The sequence below is a fragment of the Alcaligenes sp. DN25 genome, from assembly GCF_023674485.1.
Taxonomy (GTDB): domain Bacteria; phylum Pseudomonadota; class Gammaproteobacteria; order Burkholderiales; family Burkholderiaceae_B; genus Alcaligenes; species Alcaligenes phenolicus.
Map to the genome: position 1 here is coordinate 1,584,924 of NZ_CP098408.1, position 21,142 is coordinate 1,606,065.

Annotated in this window: 19 protein-coding genes; 10 read left to right on the top strand and 9 right to left on the bottom strand. The window is 57.3% G+C overall.

Features of this window, described 5'->3' with window-relative positions:
- The first annotated feature begins 38 nt into the window (after positions 1–38).
- Genes NBV64_RS07320 through NBV64_RS07335 form a run of 4 tightly spaced genes read left to right on the top strand, consistent with a single transcriptional unit; the run spans position 39 to position 4,215 of the window.
- Entirely contained in the window at positions 39–1,634 is a 1,596-nt protein-coding gene (locus NBV64_RS07320; protein WP_031232271.1) for a cbb3-type cytochrome c oxidase subunit I, read from the top strand.
- Entirely contained in the window at positions 1,631–2,281 is a 651-nt protein-coding gene (locus NBV64_RS07325) for a cbb3-type cytochrome c oxidase subunit II (RefSeq protein ID WP_009461016.1), read from the top strand. The genes NBV64_RS07320 and NBV64_RS07325 overlap by 4 nt, the downstream gene beginning before the upstream one ends.
- Before the next feature lie 8 nt (positions 2,282–2,289).
- Positions 2,290–3,105: a c-type cytochrome gene (locus NBV64_RS07330; protein ID WP_035269192.1), complete on the top strand. Its 816-nt coding sequence runs from the start codon at positions 2,290–2,292 to the stop codon at positions 3,103–3,105.
- Positions 3,106–3,126: 21 nt separating this feature from the next.
- On the top strand, positions 3,127–4,215 hold the full coding sequence (locus tag NBV64_RS07335; RefSeq protein WP_250756984.1) for a c-type cytochrome: 1,089 nt from the start codon (positions 3,127–3,129) through the stop codon (positions 4,213–4,215).
- A 1,088-nt stretch (positions 4,216–5,303) separates the two neighbouring features.
- On the opposite strand, the gene NBV64_RS07340 is transcribed toward NBV64_RS07335, so the two are convergent.
- Positions 5,304–5,972 (bottom strand): metallophosphoesterase, encoded by a 669-nt coding sequence (locus NBV64_RS07340; protein WP_250756985.1) that lies wholly within the window; start codon positions 5,970–5,972, stop codon positions 5,304–5,306.
- 236 nt (positions 5,973–6,208) lie between these two features.
- On the opposite strand from NBV64_RS07340, the gene NBV64_RS07345 reads away from it, so the two are divergent.
- A complete protein-coding gene (locus tag NBV64_RS07345; RefSeq protein ID WP_250756986.1) occupies positions 6,209–7,342 on the top strand; it encodes an aminotransferase class V-fold PLP-dependent enzyme in 1,134 nt (377 codons plus the stop codon).
- Between the two features lie 99 nt (positions 7,343–7,441).
- Here the strand turns inward: NBV64_RS07345 and NBV64_RS07350 are convergent, their stop codons facing one another.
- Genes NBV64_RS07350 through NBV64_RS07365 form a run of 4 tightly spaced genes read right to left on the bottom strand, consistent with a single transcriptional unit; the run spans position 7,442 to position 12,798 of the window.
- Positions 7,442–8,932, bottom strand: coding sequence for a TolC family protein (locus NBV64_RS07350; protein WP_250756987.1), 1,491 nt, complete (start codon positions 8,930–8,932; stop codon positions 7,442–7,444).
- Between the two features lie 10 nt (positions 8,933–8,942).
- Positions 8,943–9,629, bottom strand: coding sequence for a MarC family NAAT transporter (locus NBV64_RS07355; protein ID WP_250756988.1), 687 nt, complete (start codon positions 9,627–9,629; stop codon positions 8,943–8,945).
- A 20-nt stretch (positions 9,630–9,649) separates the two neighbouring features.
- Positions 9,650–11,122 (bottom strand): metal-dependent hydrolase family protein, encoded by a 1,473-nt coding sequence (locus NBV64_RS07360; RefSeq protein ID WP_250756989.1) that lies wholly within the window; start codon positions 11,120–11,122, stop codon positions 9,650–9,652.
- Positions 11,123–11,163: 41 nt separating this feature from the next.
- The gene (locus NBV64_RS07365) at positions 11,164–12,798 is read right to left on the bottom strand and encodes a Na+/H+ antiporter (RefSeq protein ID WP_250756990.1); all 1,635 of its coding nucleotides are present in this window, start codon (positions 12,796–12,798) and stop codon (positions 11,164–11,166) included.
- A 202-nt stretch (positions 12,799–13,000) separates the two neighbouring features.
- Between NBV64_RS07365 and NBV64_RS07370 the strand changes: the two genes are divergently transcribed.
- The 5 genes from NBV64_RS07370 to NBV64_RS07390 all read left to right on the top strand — a co-directional run bounded on the left by NBV64_RS07370 (position 13,001) and on the right by NBV64_RS07390 (position 18,427).
- On the top strand, positions 13,001–13,255 hold the full coding sequence (locus NBV64_RS07370; protein ID WP_170978589.1) for a YtcA family lipoprotein: 255 nt from the start codon (positions 13,001–13,003) through the stop codon (positions 13,253–13,255).
- 7 nt (positions 13,256–13,262) lie between these two features.
- The gene (mdtN, locus tag NBV64_RS07375; protein WP_021446781.1) at positions 13,263–14,312 is read left to right on the top strand and encodes a multidrug transporter subunit MdtN; all 1,050 of its coding nucleotides are present in this window, start codon (positions 13,263–13,265) and stop codon (positions 14,310–14,312) included.
- Positions 14,299–16,050 (top strand): FUSC family protein, encoded by a 1,752-nt coding sequence (locus NBV64_RS07380; RefSeq protein ID WP_021446780.1) that lies wholly within the window; start codon positions 14,299–14,301, stop codon positions 16,048–16,050. The genes mdtN and NBV64_RS07380 overlap by 14 nt, the downstream gene beginning before the upstream one ends.
- Positions 16,051–16,366: 316 nt before the next feature.
- The gene (locus NBV64_RS07385; RefSeq protein ID WP_021446779.1) at positions 16,367–17,746 is read left to right on the top strand and encodes an NCS2 family permease; all 1,380 of its coding nucleotides are present in this window, start codon (positions 16,367–16,369) and stop codon (positions 17,744–17,746) included.
- Between the two features lie 69 nt (positions 17,747–17,815).
- Positions 17,816–18,427, top strand: coding sequence for an HAD-IB family hydrolase (locus NBV64_RS07390; protein WP_250756991.1), 612 nt, complete (start codon positions 17,816–17,818; stop codon positions 18,425–18,427).
- A gap of 204 nt (positions 18,428–18,631) precedes the next feature.
- On the opposite strand, the gene NBV64_RS07395 is transcribed toward NBV64_RS07390, so the two are convergent.
- The 4 genes from NBV64_RS07395 to NBV64_RS07410 all read right to left on the bottom strand — a co-directional run bounded on the left by NBV64_RS07395 (position 18,632) and on the right by NBV64_RS07410 (position 21,118).
- Positions 18,632–19,201, bottom strand: a complete 570-nt coding sequence (locus NBV64_RS07395) for an HdeD family acid-resistance protein (protein ID WP_009460967.1) — start codon at positions 19,199–19,201, stop codon at positions 18,632–18,634.
- Positions 19,202–19,527: 326 nt separating this feature from the next.
- The gene (locus tag NBV64_RS07400) at positions 19,528–20,007 is read right to left on the bottom strand and encodes a copper chaperone PCu(A)C (protein ID WP_021446778.1); all 480 of its coding nucleotides are present in this window, start codon (positions 20,005–20,007) and stop codon (positions 19,528–19,530) included.
- Positions 20,008–20,027: 20 nt separating this feature from the next.
- Positions 20,028–20,645: an SCO family protein gene (locus NBV64_RS07405; protein WP_009460963.1), complete on the bottom strand. Its 618-nt coding sequence runs from the start codon at positions 20,643–20,645 to the stop codon at positions 20,028–20,030.
- A gap of 56 nt (positions 20,646–20,701) precedes the next feature.
- A complete protein-coding gene (locus NBV64_RS07410) occupies positions 20,702–21,118 on the bottom strand; it encodes a hypothetical protein (protein ID WP_021446777.1) in 417 nt (138 codons plus the stop codon).
- Between the last annotated feature and the right edge of the window lie 24 nt (positions 21,119–21,142).

Consider the following 21,142-nt stretch of genomic DNA (forward strand, 5'->3'; position numbering starts at 1 on the left):
AGGCTTAGCCGCATGACAGATATCGGGCATTTATTCACATGACTCCTATATTAGGAATATTACTGGCGACCAGTTTTGTCGCTTCTTTGGTGGCACTGGGCATTCTTGTCTGGGCCGTGGCAAACAAGCTGATCTTCGTTGGGAAGAACGAAGCTGAGACCATCTTCATGAAAGGTGAGCTTGGTCAGCCGGATGATAGTGCTTCCTTTGGGGGGGAGAACGAAGCACAGACACATCGCTTTGACGTTTTGCGTGCCGGTATTGACCGCAGTGGTCGGGGGCCGGTTCTGCTTCTGGTCACGGTCGGGATTACCTGGCTGCTGATCGGTTCGGTGTTTGGCGTGATGGCCTCGCTGAAATTGCATTGGCCCGATTGGCTGGCCGACGTGGCACAAGTGACCTTTGGTCGTGCGCGTACCTTGCACCTGAACATCGTGGCTTACGGCTGGTTATCGGTGACCGGGATTGGCGTGGCCCTGTGGTTGCTGCCGCGTATTTTTCATACGCCTTTGCGACGTCCCAATATGGTGTACTTCGGCGCTGCCTTGTGGACCCTGGGGGTATTGGGCGGCACGATTGCCGTGGCCAATGGCTGGTCCGACGGGATCGAGTGGCTGGAATTCCCCTGGCAGATCGACATTCTGTTGGCAGTAGGGGGCTTTTTCCTGGCCTGGCCTGCCATTGAAACCGCCGCCAACCGCAAATCGCGCCACATCTATGTGTCGGGCTGGTATTTCCTGGCCGGTATGGTCTGGTTTCCGTTCCTGTTTCTGGTGTCCAACATCCCCGGTCTGCACATCGGTGCTCAGCAAGCAACCGTGAACTGGTGGTTTGCTCACAACGTGCTGGGTCTGTGGCTGACGCCGATGGGTGTGGGTGCGGCGTACTACATCATCCCCAAGATCATCGGCAAGCCCGTGTATTCCTACAACGTGTCCTTGCTGGGTTTCTGGAGTCTGGCGCTGTTCTACAGCCAGGTCGGTATTCACCACTTGATGGGCGGTCCGGTGCCAACCTGGGCCGTCACCTTGTCCGTGGTGCACAGCATCATGATGTTTGTGCCGGTGATTGCCGTGGCCATTAACCAGCACGTAACCGTTGCGCAGAACCTGTGGGCCTTCAAGCAATCCATGGCCCTGCGTTTCGTCTGGATTGGCGCGCTGATGTACACCTTGTCCTCCTTCCAGGGTTCGCTGGAAGCCATCCGCTCGGTGAACTCAGTGACGCACTTCACGCATTACACCGTCGGTCACGCTCACCTGGGCGCCTACGGCTTTGTGTCCATGGTGATGTTCGGCACGCTGTATTACATGATGCCGCACATTCTGGGACGTCGCTGGCCCTTCCCGGCTCTGATCAAAACCCATTTCTGGCTGGTGACGGCAGGCTTCACGATCTACGTGCTGGCTCTGAGCATTGCCGGTGTGGTGCAGGGCATGGGCTTGATGGACCCAGGTTCAAGTTTTGGCGAGATCACTCGCAAGATGGTTCCGTATCTGGAAGCCCGCTCTATTGGCGGCACCATGATGACACTGGGCCACTTTGTCTTTGCGGCTCACTTTGCCTTGCTCTTGCTGCGCAAAGGTTCCGCTGTTAATGCGACTCCTACACTTGCTCGGGCAGATGCGTCATGAATCGACTCTTACCTTTACTAATCGGGGCCATTGGCGTGTTGCTGCTGGCTACCTTGATGCTGGTGATTTTGCCAGCCTGGCAATTGCGTACCTCGGAACCGCCGGAGCAGTTGCAACCCTATACCGCCCAGCAACTGCTGGGGCGTGACGAGTACGTGGCCAACGGCTGTTTGTACTGTCACAGCCAGCAGCCACGCTCTACCGGTCAAACCCTGTTTGATACGGCACGTGGCTGGGGCCGTGCGTCCACACCGGGCGATTACTTTTACGATTCGCCCCACCTGCTGGGCACCATGCGTACCGGTCCGGACCTGTTTAACGTCGGTGCGCGCATGAAAAGCCGTGACTGGCATTTGACCCACCTGTATCAGCCCCGTGCGATTTTTGACTGGAGCCTGATGCCGTCCTATCCCTATATGTTCGAGCTGAAAGACCAGGTTTCCGAAGGCGATGTAGTGGTGCGTTTGCCAGAGTCCCTGCAGCCTGCGGGCAAGCATGTGGTTGCTCGCAAGGAAGCGCTGGACTTGGTGGAGTACCTGCTGGCTCTGGATCGCACCTATGCGACCAGCGCGCAGGAACTGGATAAACGTGACCGTGGCTACGATCGTCGCCCCGCTGAAGCCTCGACGGATTCGGGCGCTAAATAGGACAAGTCATGACAATGGAAAAAGTTTCTAGTTCGCCCCAGGTCGAGAACATCGACCCCACCTTCGAGCCGTGGGAGCCACCGCGTCCCATTCCGATCTTCCTGTTGGCTGTGCTGTTCGCCTTGGCCTTGGCCGGTGTGGGTCTTTACCTGCACGATCTGGCGCCACATGCCGCAGCGGACAAGCCGACCGCCGCTATCGTTGCTTCCAATGCAGGCGGTACCCCTGTGGTGCCCGCCATCCCCGCACTGAAGGATGCGCCCGTACTGGTGCATTCGGGGCAGGGCAGTGTGTGGAGCTGTGCTTCCTGCCACGGCGAGGCCGGTGAAGGCGCAGGCATCACTCCTCGTTTGGCCGGTATACCCGAGGCGTATCTGCTCAAGCAGCTGGAGGATTTTGCTCAAGGTACACGCCTGAACGAGTCCATGCAGTACGTAGCTCGCGGTTTGAAGCCTGAGGATATGAAAGAGCTGGCTGCTTACTACGCCAAGCTGCCTGCTCCTGCCATTAATGTGCCCAGTTCGGAAGCGAACCTGGCCCGTGGCGAAGCCCTGTTCCATAAAGGGGACTGGAAGCAGAACGTGCCTGCATGTATCAGCTGCCACGGCAGTCAGGGTGAAGGTGTAGGTACATCTTTCCCGCCTTTGGCTGCGCAACAGGCCGAGTATTTGTTCAGTCAGTTGTCGGCCTGGAAAGGTGGCCATCGCCACAATTCGCCGCAAAGCCTGATGGATGACATCGCATCGCGCTTGTCCTACGAGGACCTGTATGCGGTTTCCTATTACGCCGCCTCGCTGCCAGCCAATGGCAAGCAGGCGAAATAAGATCAGAACAGAGAGCTTTTTATGAAAGACACTCAAAAAAATGGTCGCAGCAAATCCACCATGTCGGGTGGACGCAGACTGGCCTGGGGGGCCGGTATTGGTGTGCTGCTTTTTGCGATTGGCTATGGCATGAACGCCAAGGGTTGGTTGTCCTTTTCCCTGGGTTCGCCCGACAAGGGCACTATCCAGGTTGGCGAGGCCACCTATAGTCGTGAGGCCATGGAAGCCGATCGCAAGGCACAGAGCAAGGACAAGCATTCGGTCACGGCTGGTATGCCGGTAGGCGCAGATGGTTACTACGTGCCACCGCCAGAGAGCAGCATTCCGGATACGCCGTATGGCGAGGCGGTTCGTCGCGGTCACAAGATCTTTATGGAAACCTCGACCACGGTGTCGGATCACGTGGGCAATACCTTGGCTTGTGTGAACTGCCACCTGGACGGTGGTCGTCGTGAACACTCTGCGCCTATGTGGGGAGCCTATGTTAGCTATCCCGCCTATCGTGCCAAGACCAAGGCGATCAGCACGCTGGAAGATCGCATTATTGGCTGTTTTACCTACTCCATGAATGCGCAGGCTTCGCCTTCGGGTGTTGCGCCGCCCGCTGGCAGCGATGTGTACCGTGACTTGATGACTTATATGTACTGGATGTCCGATGGGGCGCCTACGGGTCAGAAGTTGCCAGGTGCTGGTTTCCCCAAAGTTAAAAAGACCGAACTGGGCTATGACGTAGCACGCGGTAAAGAGGTTTACGCCAACAACTGTGTCTTGTGTCATGCGGTCGATGGCCAGGGGCAGAAGGATGCCGAAAGTGGCGTGGTGTTTCCGCCTTTGTGGGGTCCCAACTCGTATAACTGGGGTGCGGGGATGGCTCGTATTGATACGGCTGCTGGTTTCATCAAGGCCAATATGCCTTTGGGTAAACCGTTCTCCTTGTCGGATCAGGAGGCCTGGGACGTAGCGGCTTACATCAACAGTCATGAGCGTCCCAAGGATGCTCGTCAGAAGGGGACGGTTGAGCAAGCGCGTGTGGAGTTCCATGATGGCGAGGAAAGTTACTACGGTAAGGAGGTGAACGGCGTGATCTTGGGTGGGGGCGTGGAGAAGTAAGCCTTTGGCCTGTTTGCTGTTTGTTTGAAGATGAGACCGCCTCAGTTTCTTTTGGGAACTGAGGCGGTTTTGTTTTGGGCTTCATCTTCTTCATTTTCCTGAGTGTTGAGGAGTGGGGGGGGGAGCAGGAGGGTTGGGAGATAAGGAGTGCAGAGAGCCTGCATGTTTAGATAGTGACTCGTGAAAACGCCGGTCTGGGCCGGGGGGCCGTCCTCCGGGCTTGGCTCCTTGCCGGTGCTGCGCACCGGTGCCCTGGTCAGGCTTGCTATTCGGGCGCATCCTGAACTCGCGAAAGTGCCTTGTCCCCCGGACAAGGCACAAGCATTTCGCTCAAACAACAGGACGCTTGAACCCCGAATAGCAAGCCCGCCTGCGGCAAGAAGCCTGAATCGCCCAGAGGACGGCCCCCCGGCCCAGACCGGCTCACAATGACTATAAAACTGAGAACTCCGTCCTTTTGGGGCCTGGCTGTATGTGGCTTCCTTCTGCTGCTCTAAGTGCGTTGGGAGCTGGAAGGGTGTCGAGGTTTGTTTGTTGACCGTCACTTTCAGCAGTTGGCGGGTAGAGGGTGTGGGGGATAGAAAAATAGGAGCCCACTACTAGCTATCGAGTGCCTGGTGTTTTTATGGGAGTATGAATCTTGCTGAGGATATCCAGGCCTACCAAGCAGTCGTGCGTAATCTTGAGCTTGTCGTTTGTTTTTGAAGCCGAAGCGCTCGTCATGATGGTTGTTCAGGTAGGCATAGATACCGCGAGAGACGAGGCCAGTACCGACATTGACGAAGACAGGTTTGTACGTCATCAGACGTAGTGTCATTGATTCCGTGTTCAAGGCGAGTCGAACATCAGCCATTAGCGATTAGCCATTAGCCATCAGCACTCAGTAAACAATGAGCAGCAATCAGTTGCCGCATAAGGATTGTCTTTGCAAGTAATCGCTGAGAGCTGTTTCGGTCCTGCCGGGGTACCGGCGCGCAGCGCCGGCCAGTGCTCAGCCCCGACACCCCAGCAGGACCGAAACAGCGCCTTCCCAGAAACTAATTAGGCAAAAACAATCTTTTTAATCGAGAGCGAAGAGCCGAAAGACCCTACAAAGCCACCAAGCGCTTCAAATCCAGCAAGGTGAAATGCCCATGATCCAGCCACCCGCCGGTATCAATGAAAAACACATTCCCTAATTGCCGCATCTTGTGCGTCGTCTGATGCCCATGCACCAAAGCCCGAAGACCCTCTACCATGCCATCGTAGCCAGTCACATAGCGATCCCTGGACCACATACAGACATAGCGGTCATTGGCATCAAAACCCTCGGTATGAATGTGCTGCCAATTGTCGTAGGGAAAGTCGGCATGAACCATACCCACCAGTCCCAAGGGCGTTTCTATTTCCATCGCCAAAGGCAGGGCTTGCAGACGTTGAGCGATCAGTGCCTGCTCGTTTGAGGTGCAATCGTCCAGCCATAGCCCACCATGCACGCGATGGTCCACTTCCTGAATAGGCTGCCCAATCGCCCGCCGCCAGGTCAGCTGCTCGTGATTGCCACAAATTGCATGAAACCAGGGCAGGTCCAGCCACTCCAGAACATGATGCGACTCCGGACCGCGATCCACCAGATCGCCCACCGAAAAAAGGCGGTCCTTGGACGGATCAAAACGAATCCGCTTTAAAGACGTGTTCAGCTTGGAGAAGCAACCGTGAATATCGCCAACCGCAATATCGCGTCCCAAGGTGTTCTGGCTGAAGTGTGCTACCTGCATGATGATGAAACCCGGACTAGATCAAACGTGCTCATCACGGTACTCAGGGCGGCAGGCCGAGTCAAGAAAGCAGAAGAAGCGCAATAACACCTCCTGCAGAACAGCCCATAGCGAAGAGTTTGAGTTGTGATTTGGCTGCAGCCGGACGAAGCTTGGGGGCAAGTCGCCCGTACAGATCTGCTTGGTCTAAAATCCTTTGATCCTTATATCTTCTCTACCAGAATTCCGAGGTTTTCATGTCTCAAACCAGCACTCCCGTTGATCCGGACGGCCTGCTTGAATATTCGGTGGTCTACACCGACCGCGCCTTGAACCATATGTCCAAGACCTTCCAGGAAGTGATGCGCGAAATCTCCCGCACGCTCAAGCAGGTCTATCAGGCACATTCGGCGATTGTGGTGCCGGGCAGTGGCTCGTTTGGCATGGAAGCGGTGGCCCGTCAGTTTGCAACGGACCGCAAGTGCATGGTGATACGCAATGGTTGGTTCAGCTACCGCTGGACTCAGATTTTTGACATGGGTTCCATCCCCGCCAGCACCACGGTTCTGAAAGCCCGCCCGATTGAGGAGGGCAAGCAGGCCGCTTACGCACCGGCCCCTATCGAAGAAGTAGTTGCTGCGATTCAGGCTGAAAAACCGGCCCTGGTGTTTGCGCCGCATGTGGAAACGGCCTCCGGCATCATGTTGCCCGATGACTATATGCGTCAGGTTGCGGATGCCGTACATGCGGTGGGCGGTCTGTTTGTGCTGGATTGCATTGCATCGGGCACCGTGTGGGTGGATATGAAGGATGTGGGTGTGGACGTGCTGATCAGCGCCCCACAAAAGGGGTGGACCGGCTCGGCATGTTGCGGTCTGGTGATGTTAAGCGAGCGTGCTCGTCAACACATTGAAACCACGACCAGCACCAGTTTTGCCTGCGATCTGCGCAAGTGGCTGCAGATCATGGAAACGTATGAGAACGGGGCTCATGCCTACCACGCCACCTTGCCTACCGACTCCTTGAAAGTGCTGCAAGAGGCGATGGCCGAGACGGAAGCTCTGGGCTTTGACTGGATCCGCAATCGTCAGCTGGAGCTGGGCCGCAAAGTGCGCGCTCTGCTCCGCGAACATGGTTTCCGCAGCGTGGCGGCACCGGGCTTTGAGGCACCGGGCGTAGTGGTGTGCTACACCACGGATGACGGGATACATTCGGCCGCGAAGTTTGCCAAGGCTGGTTTGCAAGCCGCCTCGGGTGTGCCTTTGCAGTGTGATGAACCTGCTGATTTCAAGACCTTCCGAATTGGTCTGTTTGGCCTGGACAAGCTGAACAATCTGGAACGCTCGGTGGAGCGTTTGGCCAAGGCGCTGGATGCGATTGAAGAGCAGTAAGTTGCTGCAGTAGCGGTTGCTACAGGAGAAGGGAGCCTTGCATGGCTCCCTTTTTATTTTTGCTCCCAAGTAGAGTTCGGCTTGCTTCTTCTTTGCCTACTACTTGGTGGCATCCCCAGGGGTTTTGGGGGCTTGATTGAGTTCGCCCATGGCAAAGGCCAGGTTCACAGAGCCGACCAAACCTGCGGTATGAGCCATAGTCTGGGCTTCTTGTGCTCCTAATAGACCGCTGTGCGCTTCGGTCAGCAAGGTCATGCCGGTCAAGCCTTCCTGGTAGGATTCCAGCGCACCTTGGTAGGTGATCTGGGCCGCCTCGACCAGGCTGGTGGCGGCTTGATGAGACTCCAGAGCAGCTCGCAGTGCGTCGGCAGCGATGATCATTTGCTTGTAGGCGTCTTGCTCGGTTTTGGCAACGCGTTCGCGCGCGGTGTCGGCACGCAACTGGGCTTCGCGCACTTGCTTGTTGCGTAGCCCAGCGTCGTAGATCGGGATATTCAGGGCCAGCACGGCGCCTCGGGAGGAGGATTGCGGGCTGACTTCGGGCAGGCTGCCTACACTTAATGAACCCATGCGTTTGGAAATAAAACCCATCAAGGCCAGCTTGGGCATGAAACTGGCTTCGGCTGAGTCTATGCCTGCCAGACTGGCCTGATGGGCGGCTTGCAGGGCCTGTACATCGGGCCGCTGGGCGATGGCTTTTTTCAGTGTGTCATTGCCAGGGATATCCAGATTCTCGGGCAGGGGGCGGGTGGCGCTATCGGCGACTTTCAGCTCCGTTTCCGGGGACAGGCCAATTGCACCCAGCAACGTTTGATAAGACTGACGTGCCAGAGTGCTGGCATTCACATGGTGCAAACGAGCCTGGGCTTTCAGTTGTCGTGCCTGCGCGACTTCAATCTGGGTGCCCAGCCCATTGCGCTGCCGCTCCAGGGCGATATCTTCAATCAGTGCCGCATTTTTCAGCCCTTGGGCAGAGATTTGCTCGCGTTGGCGGGCCGAGTTGTAGTTGAAGTAGCTGATGGATACTTCCGCAATCACGGCCTGATGCACTCCACTGAAGGTAATCCGGCTGGCCATGGCCAGTTTGTCGGCCGCCTCTTGCAAGGCGGCGCGTTTGCCAAAGTCGAACAGAAGCCACTTCAAGGTCAGGGAAGGAACGGCGCCACTTAAATGGGTGTCGTAATCCACATCGATTTCTCTACCCAGAATGTGCACGCTGCTGTCGCGGTCGCTGCGCATATAGCCGCCCACCACGCTGGCGGAGATCAAGGGCAGGTAGGTGCTTTCCACCATACCGGCAGCTTCTGCGGCTTGTTGGGCCTCGCCCCAGGCAATGCGGGTGCTGGGGTTCAGGCGTTGGGCCAGGTCGATCAGTTCTGACAGGCTGTATTCGTGATGGGCTTGCACGCGGGGCGCTGGCTGGTTTTGATCCGGGCCGCTGTATTCGGCCAATGTCAGGCGAGGTGGTTCCGGCGCATCTTGCTCGGGCATGGCCTGGGCCATGGGTTTGTGATTCGGCGCCGCGCAGGCGGCCAGAGTCAGGGCGGCCGTCACAGCCAGAGTCAGACGCAATGCAGGAAAACAAGTCATAGACATAAACTCAGGAGGCAGCAGAATGAGTCAGCAGCGTAGCAGCATACTGCTGTCCGCCTTCAAGGACGAGTTGCACGGCCATGCAGACCAGCAAGAACCCCATGATGCGTGAAATGGCATCGACGCCGTTATGCCCGAGCACACGCACGATGCTGAGCGAGGAGCGCAGGCAAATGAAAAAGATCAAACCAATCAGGATGGCCAGAATGATGGGCGTGGCCACCAGCACCCATTCTGCATAGTGTCCGCGCATGCCAGCCATTTTGGAGGAGGCACTGATGACCAGTGCCATGGTGCCGGGGCCGACCGTGGAGGGCAGGGTCAGTGGAACGAAGGCGATATTGTTGTGGGCGGCGGTGTTCTGATCGGCTGCCTTGGAAACCACGTCGCTGACAGTGGGAGGAAACAGCATGCGAAAGCCGATATACGCCACAATCAGCCCGCCCCCGATACGCATGTCCACCATGGAAATGCCCAGTGCCGAAGTAATCCACAAACCGGCGTAGTAGGTAATCAGCAAGGCCAGAATGACATACAGCGTCGCCTGACGCAGTTGCTGCTTCTTTTCTGCTGCGCTCAAGGTTTCGCCCAATGACAGGTACATCACCATTGAGGTCAAGGGATTGGCCAGGGGCAGCAAAAATGCCAGCCCCAGACCAAGCAATTTGAATAACTGCATCACTTCGTTGGGCATGGGAACTCCTTGATGAGGTTTCAGCCGGGCAGGGCGTTCTTGTAAATCTTGCCGTCCTTGATGACCAAGAGCAGGTTCTGTTCGGGCTGCTCCAGAAAGCTCAGGCTTTGTTCGGGTTCGCCATCAATCAACAGCAGATCGGCCAGGGCACCGGCTCGGATTACGCCCAGCTCGCCTTCGTACGGTTGGCGCAGGCCCGACAGTTGCAGCAGCCGGCCATTATCTCCGGTCGCCATTTTCAGCACCTTGAGCGGGCTGTAAAAACGGGTCAGCTTGGACAACATGCGGCCATGGTGTGGTAGATGGGCGGGGGTGAACAGAATGTCCGTGCCCCAGGCGGTCTGGATCTGATATTTATCGGCCAGCTCGTAGGCACGTACGGTTCCTACGGCAACTTGTTGTTGCTTGGCCTTGCTGCGTGGATCGTGCTGGACGTTGGCGTCTTCATCGGCCAAAAAGGGTTGCAGGCTCCACCACACGCCTTCGCCAGCCATCATGCGGGCGGTTTCGTCGTCGGCAAGTTGGCCGTGTTCGATGGATTTCACGCCAGCCTTGATCGCACGCTGAATACCACGAGCGCAGTACACGTGCACCATCACGTAGGTGCCCCAGTCGCTGGCGGCGCCCACCGCGGCACGCAGTTCGGCATCACTAAATTGCAGTCCTTCCAGTGGGTCGTACAAGGAGGTGACACCGCCCCCGGCCATCAGCTTGATCTGGCTGGCGCCCAGCATCAGTTGCTCCCGAACACGACGCAGGACTTGGTCGGCACCATCGGCAATGCAGGTTACACCTGCTCGTTCGGTGTGGCTTAGCTCGCCTTCTGCGCGTGGCACTTCGTAGCGCATACGAAAGTCTGCATGGCCGCCGGTTTGCGCAATCATGGCGCCGCTAGGATAGATGCGCGGGCCATGCAGCAAGCCCATATCAATACCGCGTTTCAAGGAGAAGCTGGGGCCACCGGCATCGCGCACGGTGGTAAAGCCGCGCAGCAAGGTGCGCTCGGCCTCTTTGCTGGCAATCAAATGCAGGTCAGCCGGGTCGGCCATCATGGCGGTCATCTGGTCGACAGCGCACAAGAGGCTATGCCAGTGGGCGTCGATCAGGCCAGGCATCAAGACTTTGTTCTGGCAGTCCATGACGGTGGCGTCGGCCGGAATCTCGGCAACCGGCATGACGGCAGTGATGCGGCCCTGATCAATCTGGACGGCCAGCCCTTTTTTCAGCTCTGTTGTTTCACCATCAAACAGGCGCAGATTGCTCAGGATCAGTTTGGGAGCCAGGGCGATGGGTTTCTGATCCAGGGCATTATTGGATTGGAAGGCCGGGCCTGCAGGGGCCGCGCTGGGGGCGAAGCTGGCTGATGCACTCAAGCGCTTGTGAATGAAGGGAATGGAGGGGTGGGCGCAAACACAGGCTGGCAAGCCGTGACGATAGGCTTGGCGTTGTTGGCGCAGGGCAGGGGACTGGCCCAGGTAGGAGTAAGTCTGCATGGCGTCCTAAAAAATCAACGATAAATGAAAGGGAGGCGGACTCAAGACATACGCAGTTCGATCAGATCCAGCAGGCGGACCCGTTCGCGAGCGATTTCATCGGATATCTGGTGTGTGCGAGCTAAAGTGTAAACGGCCTCACGCGCGGCGTGGATGGCTCGGATTTGCATGTCTTTTTCCAGTGCTTGTTCTGCCAGATCCGGCTCCAGTCCGTCGCCTTGAGGGCTGTGAGCAATAGTGCTCAGGACGCGGTCGGCCATGGCCGTGTAACGCGCCCCTGAGGACTGGGGATTGTGAGTAATCAAGTCATTCAATGTCTGCGCCACCGACTGGGCGCTGGCGTGACGTACGGCTTGCTCGGCCCGTTCTTCCTGCTCCTGACGTCGACGCAGGGCAGGGAAGCTGACTCGTTTCATGATGGGTGGCAGGGCCAGGCTGGCCGTCAGCAGTGACACGATAATGACGACGGAGGCCAGGAAAATGGCCAGATCTCGGGCGGGAAAAGGACTGCCATCGGCAAGAGTGAGCGGCAAGGTCATGACACCGGCCAGGGTGACGGCACCCCGTACCCCGGCAATGGACAGCACCAGCACCAGACGCGGGTTGGCTTGGGCGGTCTCAGCATCATGATGCAAGCCCAGCAGGGACAGGCCGCGTCGTAGCCACAGGTAAGCGTAAACGCATAGAAAACGCAGCAAAATCAGGGTGGTACACATGGCGACCGCGTAAACCAGCAGCCAGGCTGGATTGTGGTGGCCGGTCTCCTGGACAACCTGTACCGCTCCGCGAAAGATAGCGGGTAGTTGCTCGCCCAGCAGGACGAACATCATGCCATTCAAACTAAGTTGCAAGGTGTCCCAGACGGTCTTGCGCTGCATACGGGTGGCCGCCAGCGCATTGCCCGAGAGCTCGGCGTAGCTCATGGTCACGCCTGCCGCGACAGCGGCCAGAATGCCAGAGGCCTCCATTTGTTCGGCCAGGAAGTAGGACGCAAAAGGCAGAAGCAGGCTGAACAGAACTTCTGGTCCCGGCTCTTCGCCCCAGCGGCGCACAAAGAGATTACGCAGAAAAAGCAGGGCACGCGTGGTCACTACGCCCACGACCAGGCCGGCCAGCGTTAACCACAGGAAGTTCTGGCTGGCAGACGAGATGGAAAAAGAGCCGCCCAGGGCCAGGGCTACAGCAAGTCGAAACGCAACCAGACCGCTGGCATCATTGAACAGGGATTCACCCTCCAGCAAGGCCTGCAGTCGTGGCGGCAGAGGCACGCGGCGGGTAATAGCCGAGACGGCAACTGGGTCAGTTGGCGAGACAATGGCGGCCAAGGCGAAGGCCACTGGCAAAGGCATGGCAGGAATGAGCCAGTGCAGCACGTGGCCTAATCCGAATACCGTTAAAAAGACCAGAATAAAAGCCAGAACCAGAATGCCAATTCGGTCCCGAATTAAACTTTCCTTGGAAATGCGCCAGCCATCCAGAAATAATAAGGGCGGCAGAAACAGATAAAAGAACAGATCCGGATTCAGGGTCATCCCATGATTGAACCAGCCGGCAATTAGAAAGCCGAGCAAAATCTGTACGAGAGGGGCAGGGATGGCAACAGGTATTATCTTGACCACGCTGTTACTGATTAGAACGGCGGCCAGCATGCTTAAAGTCAGGTTTACGTCATCCATGGCAACTCTGTGTAAATAACCGAGGTTATTGAGACCCTATCAGAAAGATGCTTGTCACTATACTCGTGAAAATCATAGATACACAGTTGCTTAATCAGGTAGGGATATAAGGGATGTATTTGACAGGCTCGGGTACAATTCATCGCAGCGATCAGGGCGCCATGCGCAGATCGGTTTAACAATAATCAGGGAGATGCCACGCATGCGTGCGCTACTAGCCGGTCTGGCTGTCTTGCCCTTGTTGGGGGGATGTTCTCTTGCACCTTCGGTCTATATGGCGGGTTCGTATTTCCCGGCCTGGCTGGTGTGTGTGCTGGGAGCCGTGCTGCTGACCTTACTGATTCGTTGGGGGCTGATTCGTGCGGGAGTGGATGATGCCCTGCCCATGCGTTTGCCTGTCTATGCCTGCTTGACGCTGGCACTGACCTTTGCCGCACTTCTTCTATTCTTCGAGTGACTGAGCCATGACCCAGGCACAGAAATCCTCCCCCCGTAAAGGCGCTGCCCGCCTGCTGAGCGTGCTGATTGTTGTCGCCGCCATTGTCTTGGCATGGTGGTATTTGCAGCGCTCTGCCAACAACCCTTTGTCCGAAGACGCGGTGATCGGTGCCGATGTGGTGCACATCTCCAGCTCCTTGCCTGGGCATATTGAGCGCATGATGGTACGTGACGGTCAGTTCGTCAGCCGCGATGAACTGCTCTTTACCGTAGACCCGGTGTTTTATCAGCTGCGTCTGGAACAGGCCCAGGCTGAACTGGCGCTGGCTCAGGCTACGCTGGACATGAAACAACGGGCTGTGCGCGCAGAAGGGCATAACGCCGTCATTGCCGATGATCAGATTACCCGCGCTAAAACCAATTTGACGATGGCCACGCAAAGCCAGCGTCGCTTGGCGAATCTGGCGGCCAAGGGCTATGTCTCCCAACAGCAATTGGATGAAGCCAATACCTTGCTGCGTGATGCTCAAGTCACCTTGAAACAGGCAACAGAGCAATCCGGGGCTGCTCAGGCTCTGGTCGGCAATACGCAGGCAGAAGAAGCCATGGTGCAAGCGCGACAGGCAGGTTTGGCGATGGCCCAGCGTGACCTGGAACATACTCAGGTCAAGGCACCGCACAACGGTCGTATCGTGGGTTTGCGTATCGGCTCGGGGGAACATCTGATGCCCGGCACTTCTGTCTTTACCTTGCTGGATACGGATTCCTGGTATGTCACGGGCATGTACCGTGAAACGGATCTGAAGGAGATCAAGCCAGGGGCCTGCGCCACGGTGTATGTGATGTCCGATCCGTCGCGCAAGCTCTCGGGCAAGGTAGAGGAAATTGGTTGGGGCGTCAGTAGTCAGGAGCAGATCAATCTGCCGCGCAGCCTGCCCTATATTCAGAAATCCATGAATTGGGTACGGGTAGCGCAACGCTTTCCGGTGCGTATCCGTCTGGATGCCCCGCCCGAGGACTTGATGCGCATGGGTGCCTCGGCCACCACCATTATTCATCGCGATGGCAACTGCTAAGACCGGCGTGTCGGGTCTGGCGCGGCTGGTCTGGCAAGACTTGCAGCCCACCCCCGGTCGTCTGGCGCAAAGCTGGCGCGTGGCGGTGCTGTGCGCCTTGATGGTGCTGCTGGCCATGAACTACGGTATTCCCGAGTCTGCCGTCAGCTGCTTTGTGATCTTCTTTGTGATGAAGTCCGATGCCGGCGAGAGCTCGGTACTGGCGCTGGCTCTGGTGGTGCTGGTGTCCATTGTGGTGCTGCTGATGGTGCCACTGATTCAGGTCACGATTCAGTATCCGGCCTGGCGTTTGCTGGCCATGGTGCTGACCTCCTTTGTGCTGTTGTTTCTCGGGGTAGCCAGCAAGCTGGGGCCTTTGGGCGGGATTATTGCCTTGGTCATCGCCTTTGTGCTGACCTTGTTGGGCTATGTGCCCTTTGGCGAGATTGCTACCCGTGCCGTGCTTTATGCCTGGTTGATGACCTGCGCCCCCATGGGCCTGGTGCTGATCTTCAATCTCTGTTTTGGTTTGTACCCGCACAAGGTGTTGCGCCGTGAGCTGGCAGCGCGTTTGCGTTTGTCGGCCCAGGGCTTGATGGGGCAGGCAGATACGCAGGATTTGTGGGACGAACTGGCTTTGGGAGTCAGTGCACAACAGAAGCGACTGGGCTGGATACGGCTGTTTCATTTGCGGCCTGCACAAGAGCAGGCAGAACTGGATCAGACCATCTTGAATACCTACCGAGCCTTGCTGGCGGTTGCCGTCTTGCGCGATCAGCATCTGGACAATGAGCAGGCCACAGCATTTGCCCAGATTTGTGAACGCAGCGCACAGGATATTGAACAAGGGCGTTTGCCGCAGATGAATGATCTGCCCGAGCTGTCAGCCTCCAGTTCTTTGGCCGAACAAGATTTGCGCGATGCCTTGCTGGCCTTGTCGGGGGCAGTGTCTATTGGCAAAGCGGATCCGGAACATGGCTCCTTCATGGTGCCCGACGCCTTTAGTAATCCTGTTTATCAGCACCATGCCTTGAAGGCGACGGCAGCAGCGGTGCTTTGTTATCTGATCTATAGCGCGGCAGACTGGCAGGGCATTCATACCGCCATGATTACCTGCTACGTGGCCGCTTTGGGCTCTACCGGGGAAACCGTACACAAGCTGACCTTGCGGATTGTGGGCTGTTTGCTGGGGGCGGCACTGGGCTTTATCACCATCTTGTTTGTGATGCCGCATCTGCTGGATATTGGCGGCTTGATGGTCGTGGTATTTCTGGTGTCCCTGTTAGGGGCCTGGGTATTTTATGGCCCGGAACGTATCTCGTATGCCGGCATTCAAATTGCCTTTGCCTTTTATCTGGTGACCTTGCAGGGCTTTGGTCCCAGCTTTGATCTGGATTCAGCCCGTGATCGGGTGATCGGTATTTTGCTGGGCAATGCGGTGATGTACGTGATGTTTACCCAGATCTGGCCTGTCAGTATTGCAGGTTCGGTACGTCAGCGTTTGGCCAAGGCTTCTGACAGTTTGAGCGGCTTGGGCAGCTTATGGCAGGAACGTCCCGCCCAGGCGGTGCAGCAGTCAGCCAGCGTCGCGCAGGAGCTGTCGGCGGCCAAATATGGATTGGCTCTGATGCACTTGGAACCAGAGCGTTTGCGACCCGACCAGCAGCAGGCCCAGGATATGCAACGTCAATGGCAGCAGTTGCGCCAGCAGTTCATCGGCCAAGCCTATATGCCTGTATCTCGCCACCGAAGCGATTGATAACCCTCATTACCTAGAGGTGATTTTCCCGTCCTTGACGGCTCGTAGAATGGCCCTCACTTCCCATTATCGGGATCAAAAGAAGCGCCGCAAAGGCCTCGGTTCGGTCGGAGACACCCCCGCATACCTACTTCTTTCTGCCTATGTCTGCACCTTGTTGCGGGCAGGGCAGGACTCGTCTTTGCTCGGCGTTTTCTTTGATTCAGCGTGTGAGAAGTCTCTTGCCCCCTTTGGGGCTGGAACTGTCCATTACTGATTCCTGATGACGGCAACGTACCGTTTCAGACATCACAATACTGATAAAGGAGCATGAAGTATGGCTGAGCAAGAATCCGCATTGCGGCCAGGGCAGGAGGCCCTGGTCCCTCCGCTTGCTGGCGGTTGGTTGCAGAAACATTTTGCCTATACAGAGCGCGGCAGTTCTCTGCGTCAGGAGGTCTTGGCAGGGCTGACGACATTTCTGGCAATGGTTTATTCCGTATTTGTCGTACCGTCCATGCTGGGCAAGGCGGGCTTTGATACCTCGTCGGTCTTTGTGGCCGTGTGTCTGACCAGTGCTTTTGGCTCCCTGCTGATGGGGCTGTGGGCGAATCTGCCCATTGCGGTGGGCTGTGCCTTGTCCTTGACTGCGTTCTTGGCTTTTGACTTGGTGCTGGGCCAGCAACTTAGCCCGGCCGTCGCCCTGGGTGCCGTGTTCCTGATGGGCCTGATCTTTACCCTGATTTCCGCCACTGGGATTCGTACCTGGATTCTGCGCAATTTGCCCCTGGGCATCGCGCATGGCACGGGTATCGGAATTGGCCTGTTCTTGCTGATGATCGCCTCCAACGAGGTAGGTCTGGTGACCCGTAATACGGGCGCAGGTCTGCCGGTTGCCCTGGGGGACGTCACGTCCATGCCGGTCTGGCTGAGTGTGCTGGGTCTGGCAGCGATTTTTGGCCTGGAGCGCCGTCGTGTCACGGGCGGTATCTTGCTGGTGATCTTGGGTCTGTCGGCGGTAGGCCTGATCTTCGATCCCAATGTGCGTTTTACTGGCCTGTTTGCCATGCCTAGCCTGCTGGGCGAGAACTCCTTGATCGGTGCCATGGACATAGGCGGGGCCTTGAATGCGGTCGTCCTGCCCAGTGTGCTGGCTCTGGTGATGACGGCCGTGTTTGATGCGACCGGCACGATTCGTGCGGTCGCGGGCAATGCCGGGCAATTGGACAAGGATGGCCAGATCATCAATGGCAGTCGCGCCCTGACGACGGACTCGCTCAGCTCTTTGGTGTCAGCCAGCTTGGGGGCTTCGCCTGCCGCCGCCTATATTGAATCAGCTGCCGGCACAGCCGCCGGGGGACGTACCGGTCTGACCGCGGTGGTGGTTGGCCTGGGTTTCCTGATGCTGATCTTCTTGTCGCCTTTGGCCGGTCTGGTGCCTTCCTATGCGACTGCGCCTGCCTTGATGTATGTGGGCTTGCTGATGCTGGGCGGCGTGCGTCATCTGAATACCGAAGATACGGTCGACACCATGGCGGGTCTGGTGTGCGCCGTGTTTATCGTGCTGACCGTCAATATCGTCACAGGCATCATGCTGGGCTTTTGCACGCTGGTGCTGGGTCGCCTGTTCTCGGGTGAACTGCGTCGTCTGAATGTGGGCACGGTTCTGATTGCCATTGCCTTGGTTGTTTTCTACCTGGGTGGCTGGGCCTTATAAAGCAGGGCTTGGGAAGGGCTGGTGTTCCCCTTTACACTAGCCCTTTTTCTGAAAACCAAAGGGGTACCTGTGCTGGTCGCATTTGATTTTGATGGCACGATTACAGACCGGGACAGCTTGCAGGACTTTATACGTCGCATGCGAGGCTGGCCAGTCTGTATTCGTGCCTATTTAGCTTGCGTGCCTCGCGTCCTGGTCTGGGATCGCGGTCCGCAGCGTCGTCAGGCGATCAAGCACCGTTTTCTACGCAGTGCCTTGGGTGGTTTGAGCCGGGAGCAGGTTCAGGCTTTAGCCGCCACTTACGTGCGGGACTATGTGCCGCAGATTGTCCGCCCGGAAATGATGGAGCGAGTCCGTGCCCATCGAGAGCGGGGAGATACGGTGGTGCTGGTCAGTGCCTCGCCGTCCATTTATTTACAGCCCTGGGGGCAAGCACAGGGAATGGCTCAGGTGCTGGCGACAGAGTTGGCCTTTGATGATCAACAAGGTTGTGTGGGCATGGCCAGCGCCAATTGCTGGGGGCAGGAGAAGGTGAATCGCTTGCAGGCGTGGCTGGGAGATAAACCCGTGGAGCTGGATATGGCCTATGGTGATAGCCCCGGTGATGCGCAGATGCTGGCCCATACGCGTCAGCCCTGGCTGCGGGGAAGGGATGCCGCTCTGCCAGCGCTGGAAGCCTGATAGTCAATTGTGGGGCTTGCTCTGTACCGCTTGAGTTGCAGGCTTGGCAGCTTGGTGGCAGGCCTACAGTCCGAGGCGGGAGATCAAGATAGCAAAATGCCCGACCAGAATCTGCTTCTGGTCGGGCATTTTTTCGGAGTGATTTGCAGTGATTAAGTCAGCGGAGATCAATCCCGACGCAGGGGTTTGATCCTGGCCGATGGTTTAGTTCTGATTGCGCTTGATTGCCATACCAATCAACAAGCTGGCCCAACCTTGGGTCAGCAAATCAATACCCAGTATCAGGCCCAGAATCCATACACTATTGCCGGGCCAGCCTGCGGCAATGATCAAACCGGCTGCCAGTGTAATCAGGCCGGAAAAGGCCATCCAGCCGCCACCTGCCTGGGCCCGGTTCTGAAACCAGATCCAGAGTCGGAATGCGCCGGAAGCAATCAGGAAGGCGCCAAAAATCAGGGTCAGGACGGTGGCACCTACCAAGGGGTTGCTGATGGCAATCAAACCGGCGAACAAGTACAAAATGCCGCTCAAGCTCCAGAACAGAAAGCCGCGCCAGCCTTTGGAACTCCATGCATGAGCCAGATGCAGCACGCCGCCTATGGTCATCAGGATGCCGACGTACACCACGCTGGCAACCGTGGCGCCAACCACGTAGATCAAGGCGATCAGACCCAGAATAATCAGGGCGATGCCCAAACCAATAAACCATCCTGGTTTCAAGGGCAGTTGACGTAGCAACTCAGAGCGATTGTTGTCATGTGGACTTAGAGCCATCTATGTACTCCTTGCAAGGTTAAACCGACGCTACGGTCTTAACTTTACTCCAGACCCGGGCAAGGGCCTAGTGATATGCAAAGAGCCTGCTGCAGAAACACGAAGGCCCTACCGTTGCGGTAGGGCCTATGGGCCGCTCTGGCGGCGGTGAACTGTCATGATGACAGTTTGGGAAAGCTGTGTTTCAGACAGCTTACTGACACTATGTCAGTGGTTTCAATGTACGTTAGCTAATCAAAACCAGCCAATTATGGAAAACCCGGAAGTCTGAAACAAAGCCCTTCAAACCGGTAAAACAGGCGGTTTGAAGGGGTGGGAACAGGGCCTTAGTGGCCGTGTGCGCCCTGGTGACCCTGGCCAGCCTTGGTGTTCAAGGCACGGACTGGAGCGCTGATTTTCAGCTCTTCCTTTTGACCGGCGGCATTCTGGATTTCCAGGGTGAGATCCACGGAACTGCCCGCCTCAACCTGTTTGTCCAGACCCAGCAGCATGATGTGGTAGCCGCCGGGTTTCAGTTCCACAGCCTTGCCAGCGGGCAGGTCGATTTTTTCAACCTGGCGCATGCGCATGACTTCGTTTTCCATCGCCATTTCGTGTACCTCTACCTGTTTGCTCAAGCTGCTGCTGGCGCCCAGCAATTGGGCGTTGTCGGTGGATTGCAGCACCATGAAGGCGCCGGTGGCTTGCTGGCCGGGAACCGTGGCGCGAACCCAGGGATCGGTCACGGTGACTTCGGCCTGGGCCAGGGTGGGCAGGCTCAGCAAGGCGGCCAGGGAAAAAAGAGAGCGAGCAATAGTACGTTTCATGTTGGTAATCCTGTTGGGGTTCACTTGCTCAGAGCCAGTACCTGGCGGATATCAGCCACGGCTTCTTCAGCCGTTTGCGTATGACGCAGGGCGATCTGCAACTTGCCTTGTGTGTCATACACATAGGTCAAGGCGCTGTGGTCCATGGTGTAGCTGGAGCCGGTAGGAACCTTTTGATAGAAGACTTTGAAGTCGCTGGCGGTTTTGGCCAGCTCTTCCTCGGTGGGGCGCAGGGCCACGAAACTGGGGTCGAAAGCCTGCATGTAGGCCCGCAGCAGTTCGGGCGTGTCGCGCTCCGGGTCAATGGAGATAAACAAGACTTGCAGCTTGTCGCCATCCTCGCCCAACTGTTCCTTGATGTCGACGGCACGAGTCAGGGCTGTCGGGCAGACGTCGGGGCATTGGGTAAAACCAAAGAAGATCAGCACGATCTTGCCGCGATAGTCGGCCATGGTGCGACGTTGGCCTTCGGTATCCAGCAAGCTGAAATCCTTGGCAAAGTCGGCACTGCTCATGTCTACACCTTCCAGATTGCGAAAGGCGGGCTGCTTGGGGGCCTTGTCGCCGCAGGCGCTCAGGACCAGAGGAGTCGCCAGCATGGCAAGCAGGAGCTGGCGGCGTGAGAAGGAGGCGTTCATAGAAATATCCCGCTAATTGACAACATAAGATGGCTGCGCCGGGCAGCCGAGGCTGGTCAGGAAACGAGCGTGGAGGGGGGACCGCGCGCACTCAGGGGCGGGCCCGTCAGGGGAAGAACGGGAACCGCCGCCTGTTGGGCAGTGTCCCAGGTATGTCGTGGTGTAGGTGTCAGATTCCAGGCAGGGCTGGGATCATCATTCAAGGCTTTTTGCGCCTGGGCCTGGGCGAACAGACAGGCCGCATGCAGGCTGTGTTGTTCGTCGTGCTTCGGGCCGCCAGGTAGCTGGCTGCTCCATTGCGCCAGGAAAGGGTCGCCCTGAACGCACAGGCTGAGCGCGGCTGCATTGGCCGGGTCGGCGCTGGGCATGTAGCCGTTGGGGATCAGACCACGCAAAAGCAGGGCGCAGATTGCCAGCACCAGTAAAAACCGGCTGCGAGTACCTGAGGTGGGGAATGCGCAGTGCCTGATCATGATCAGAGCATTCTAGTACAGATG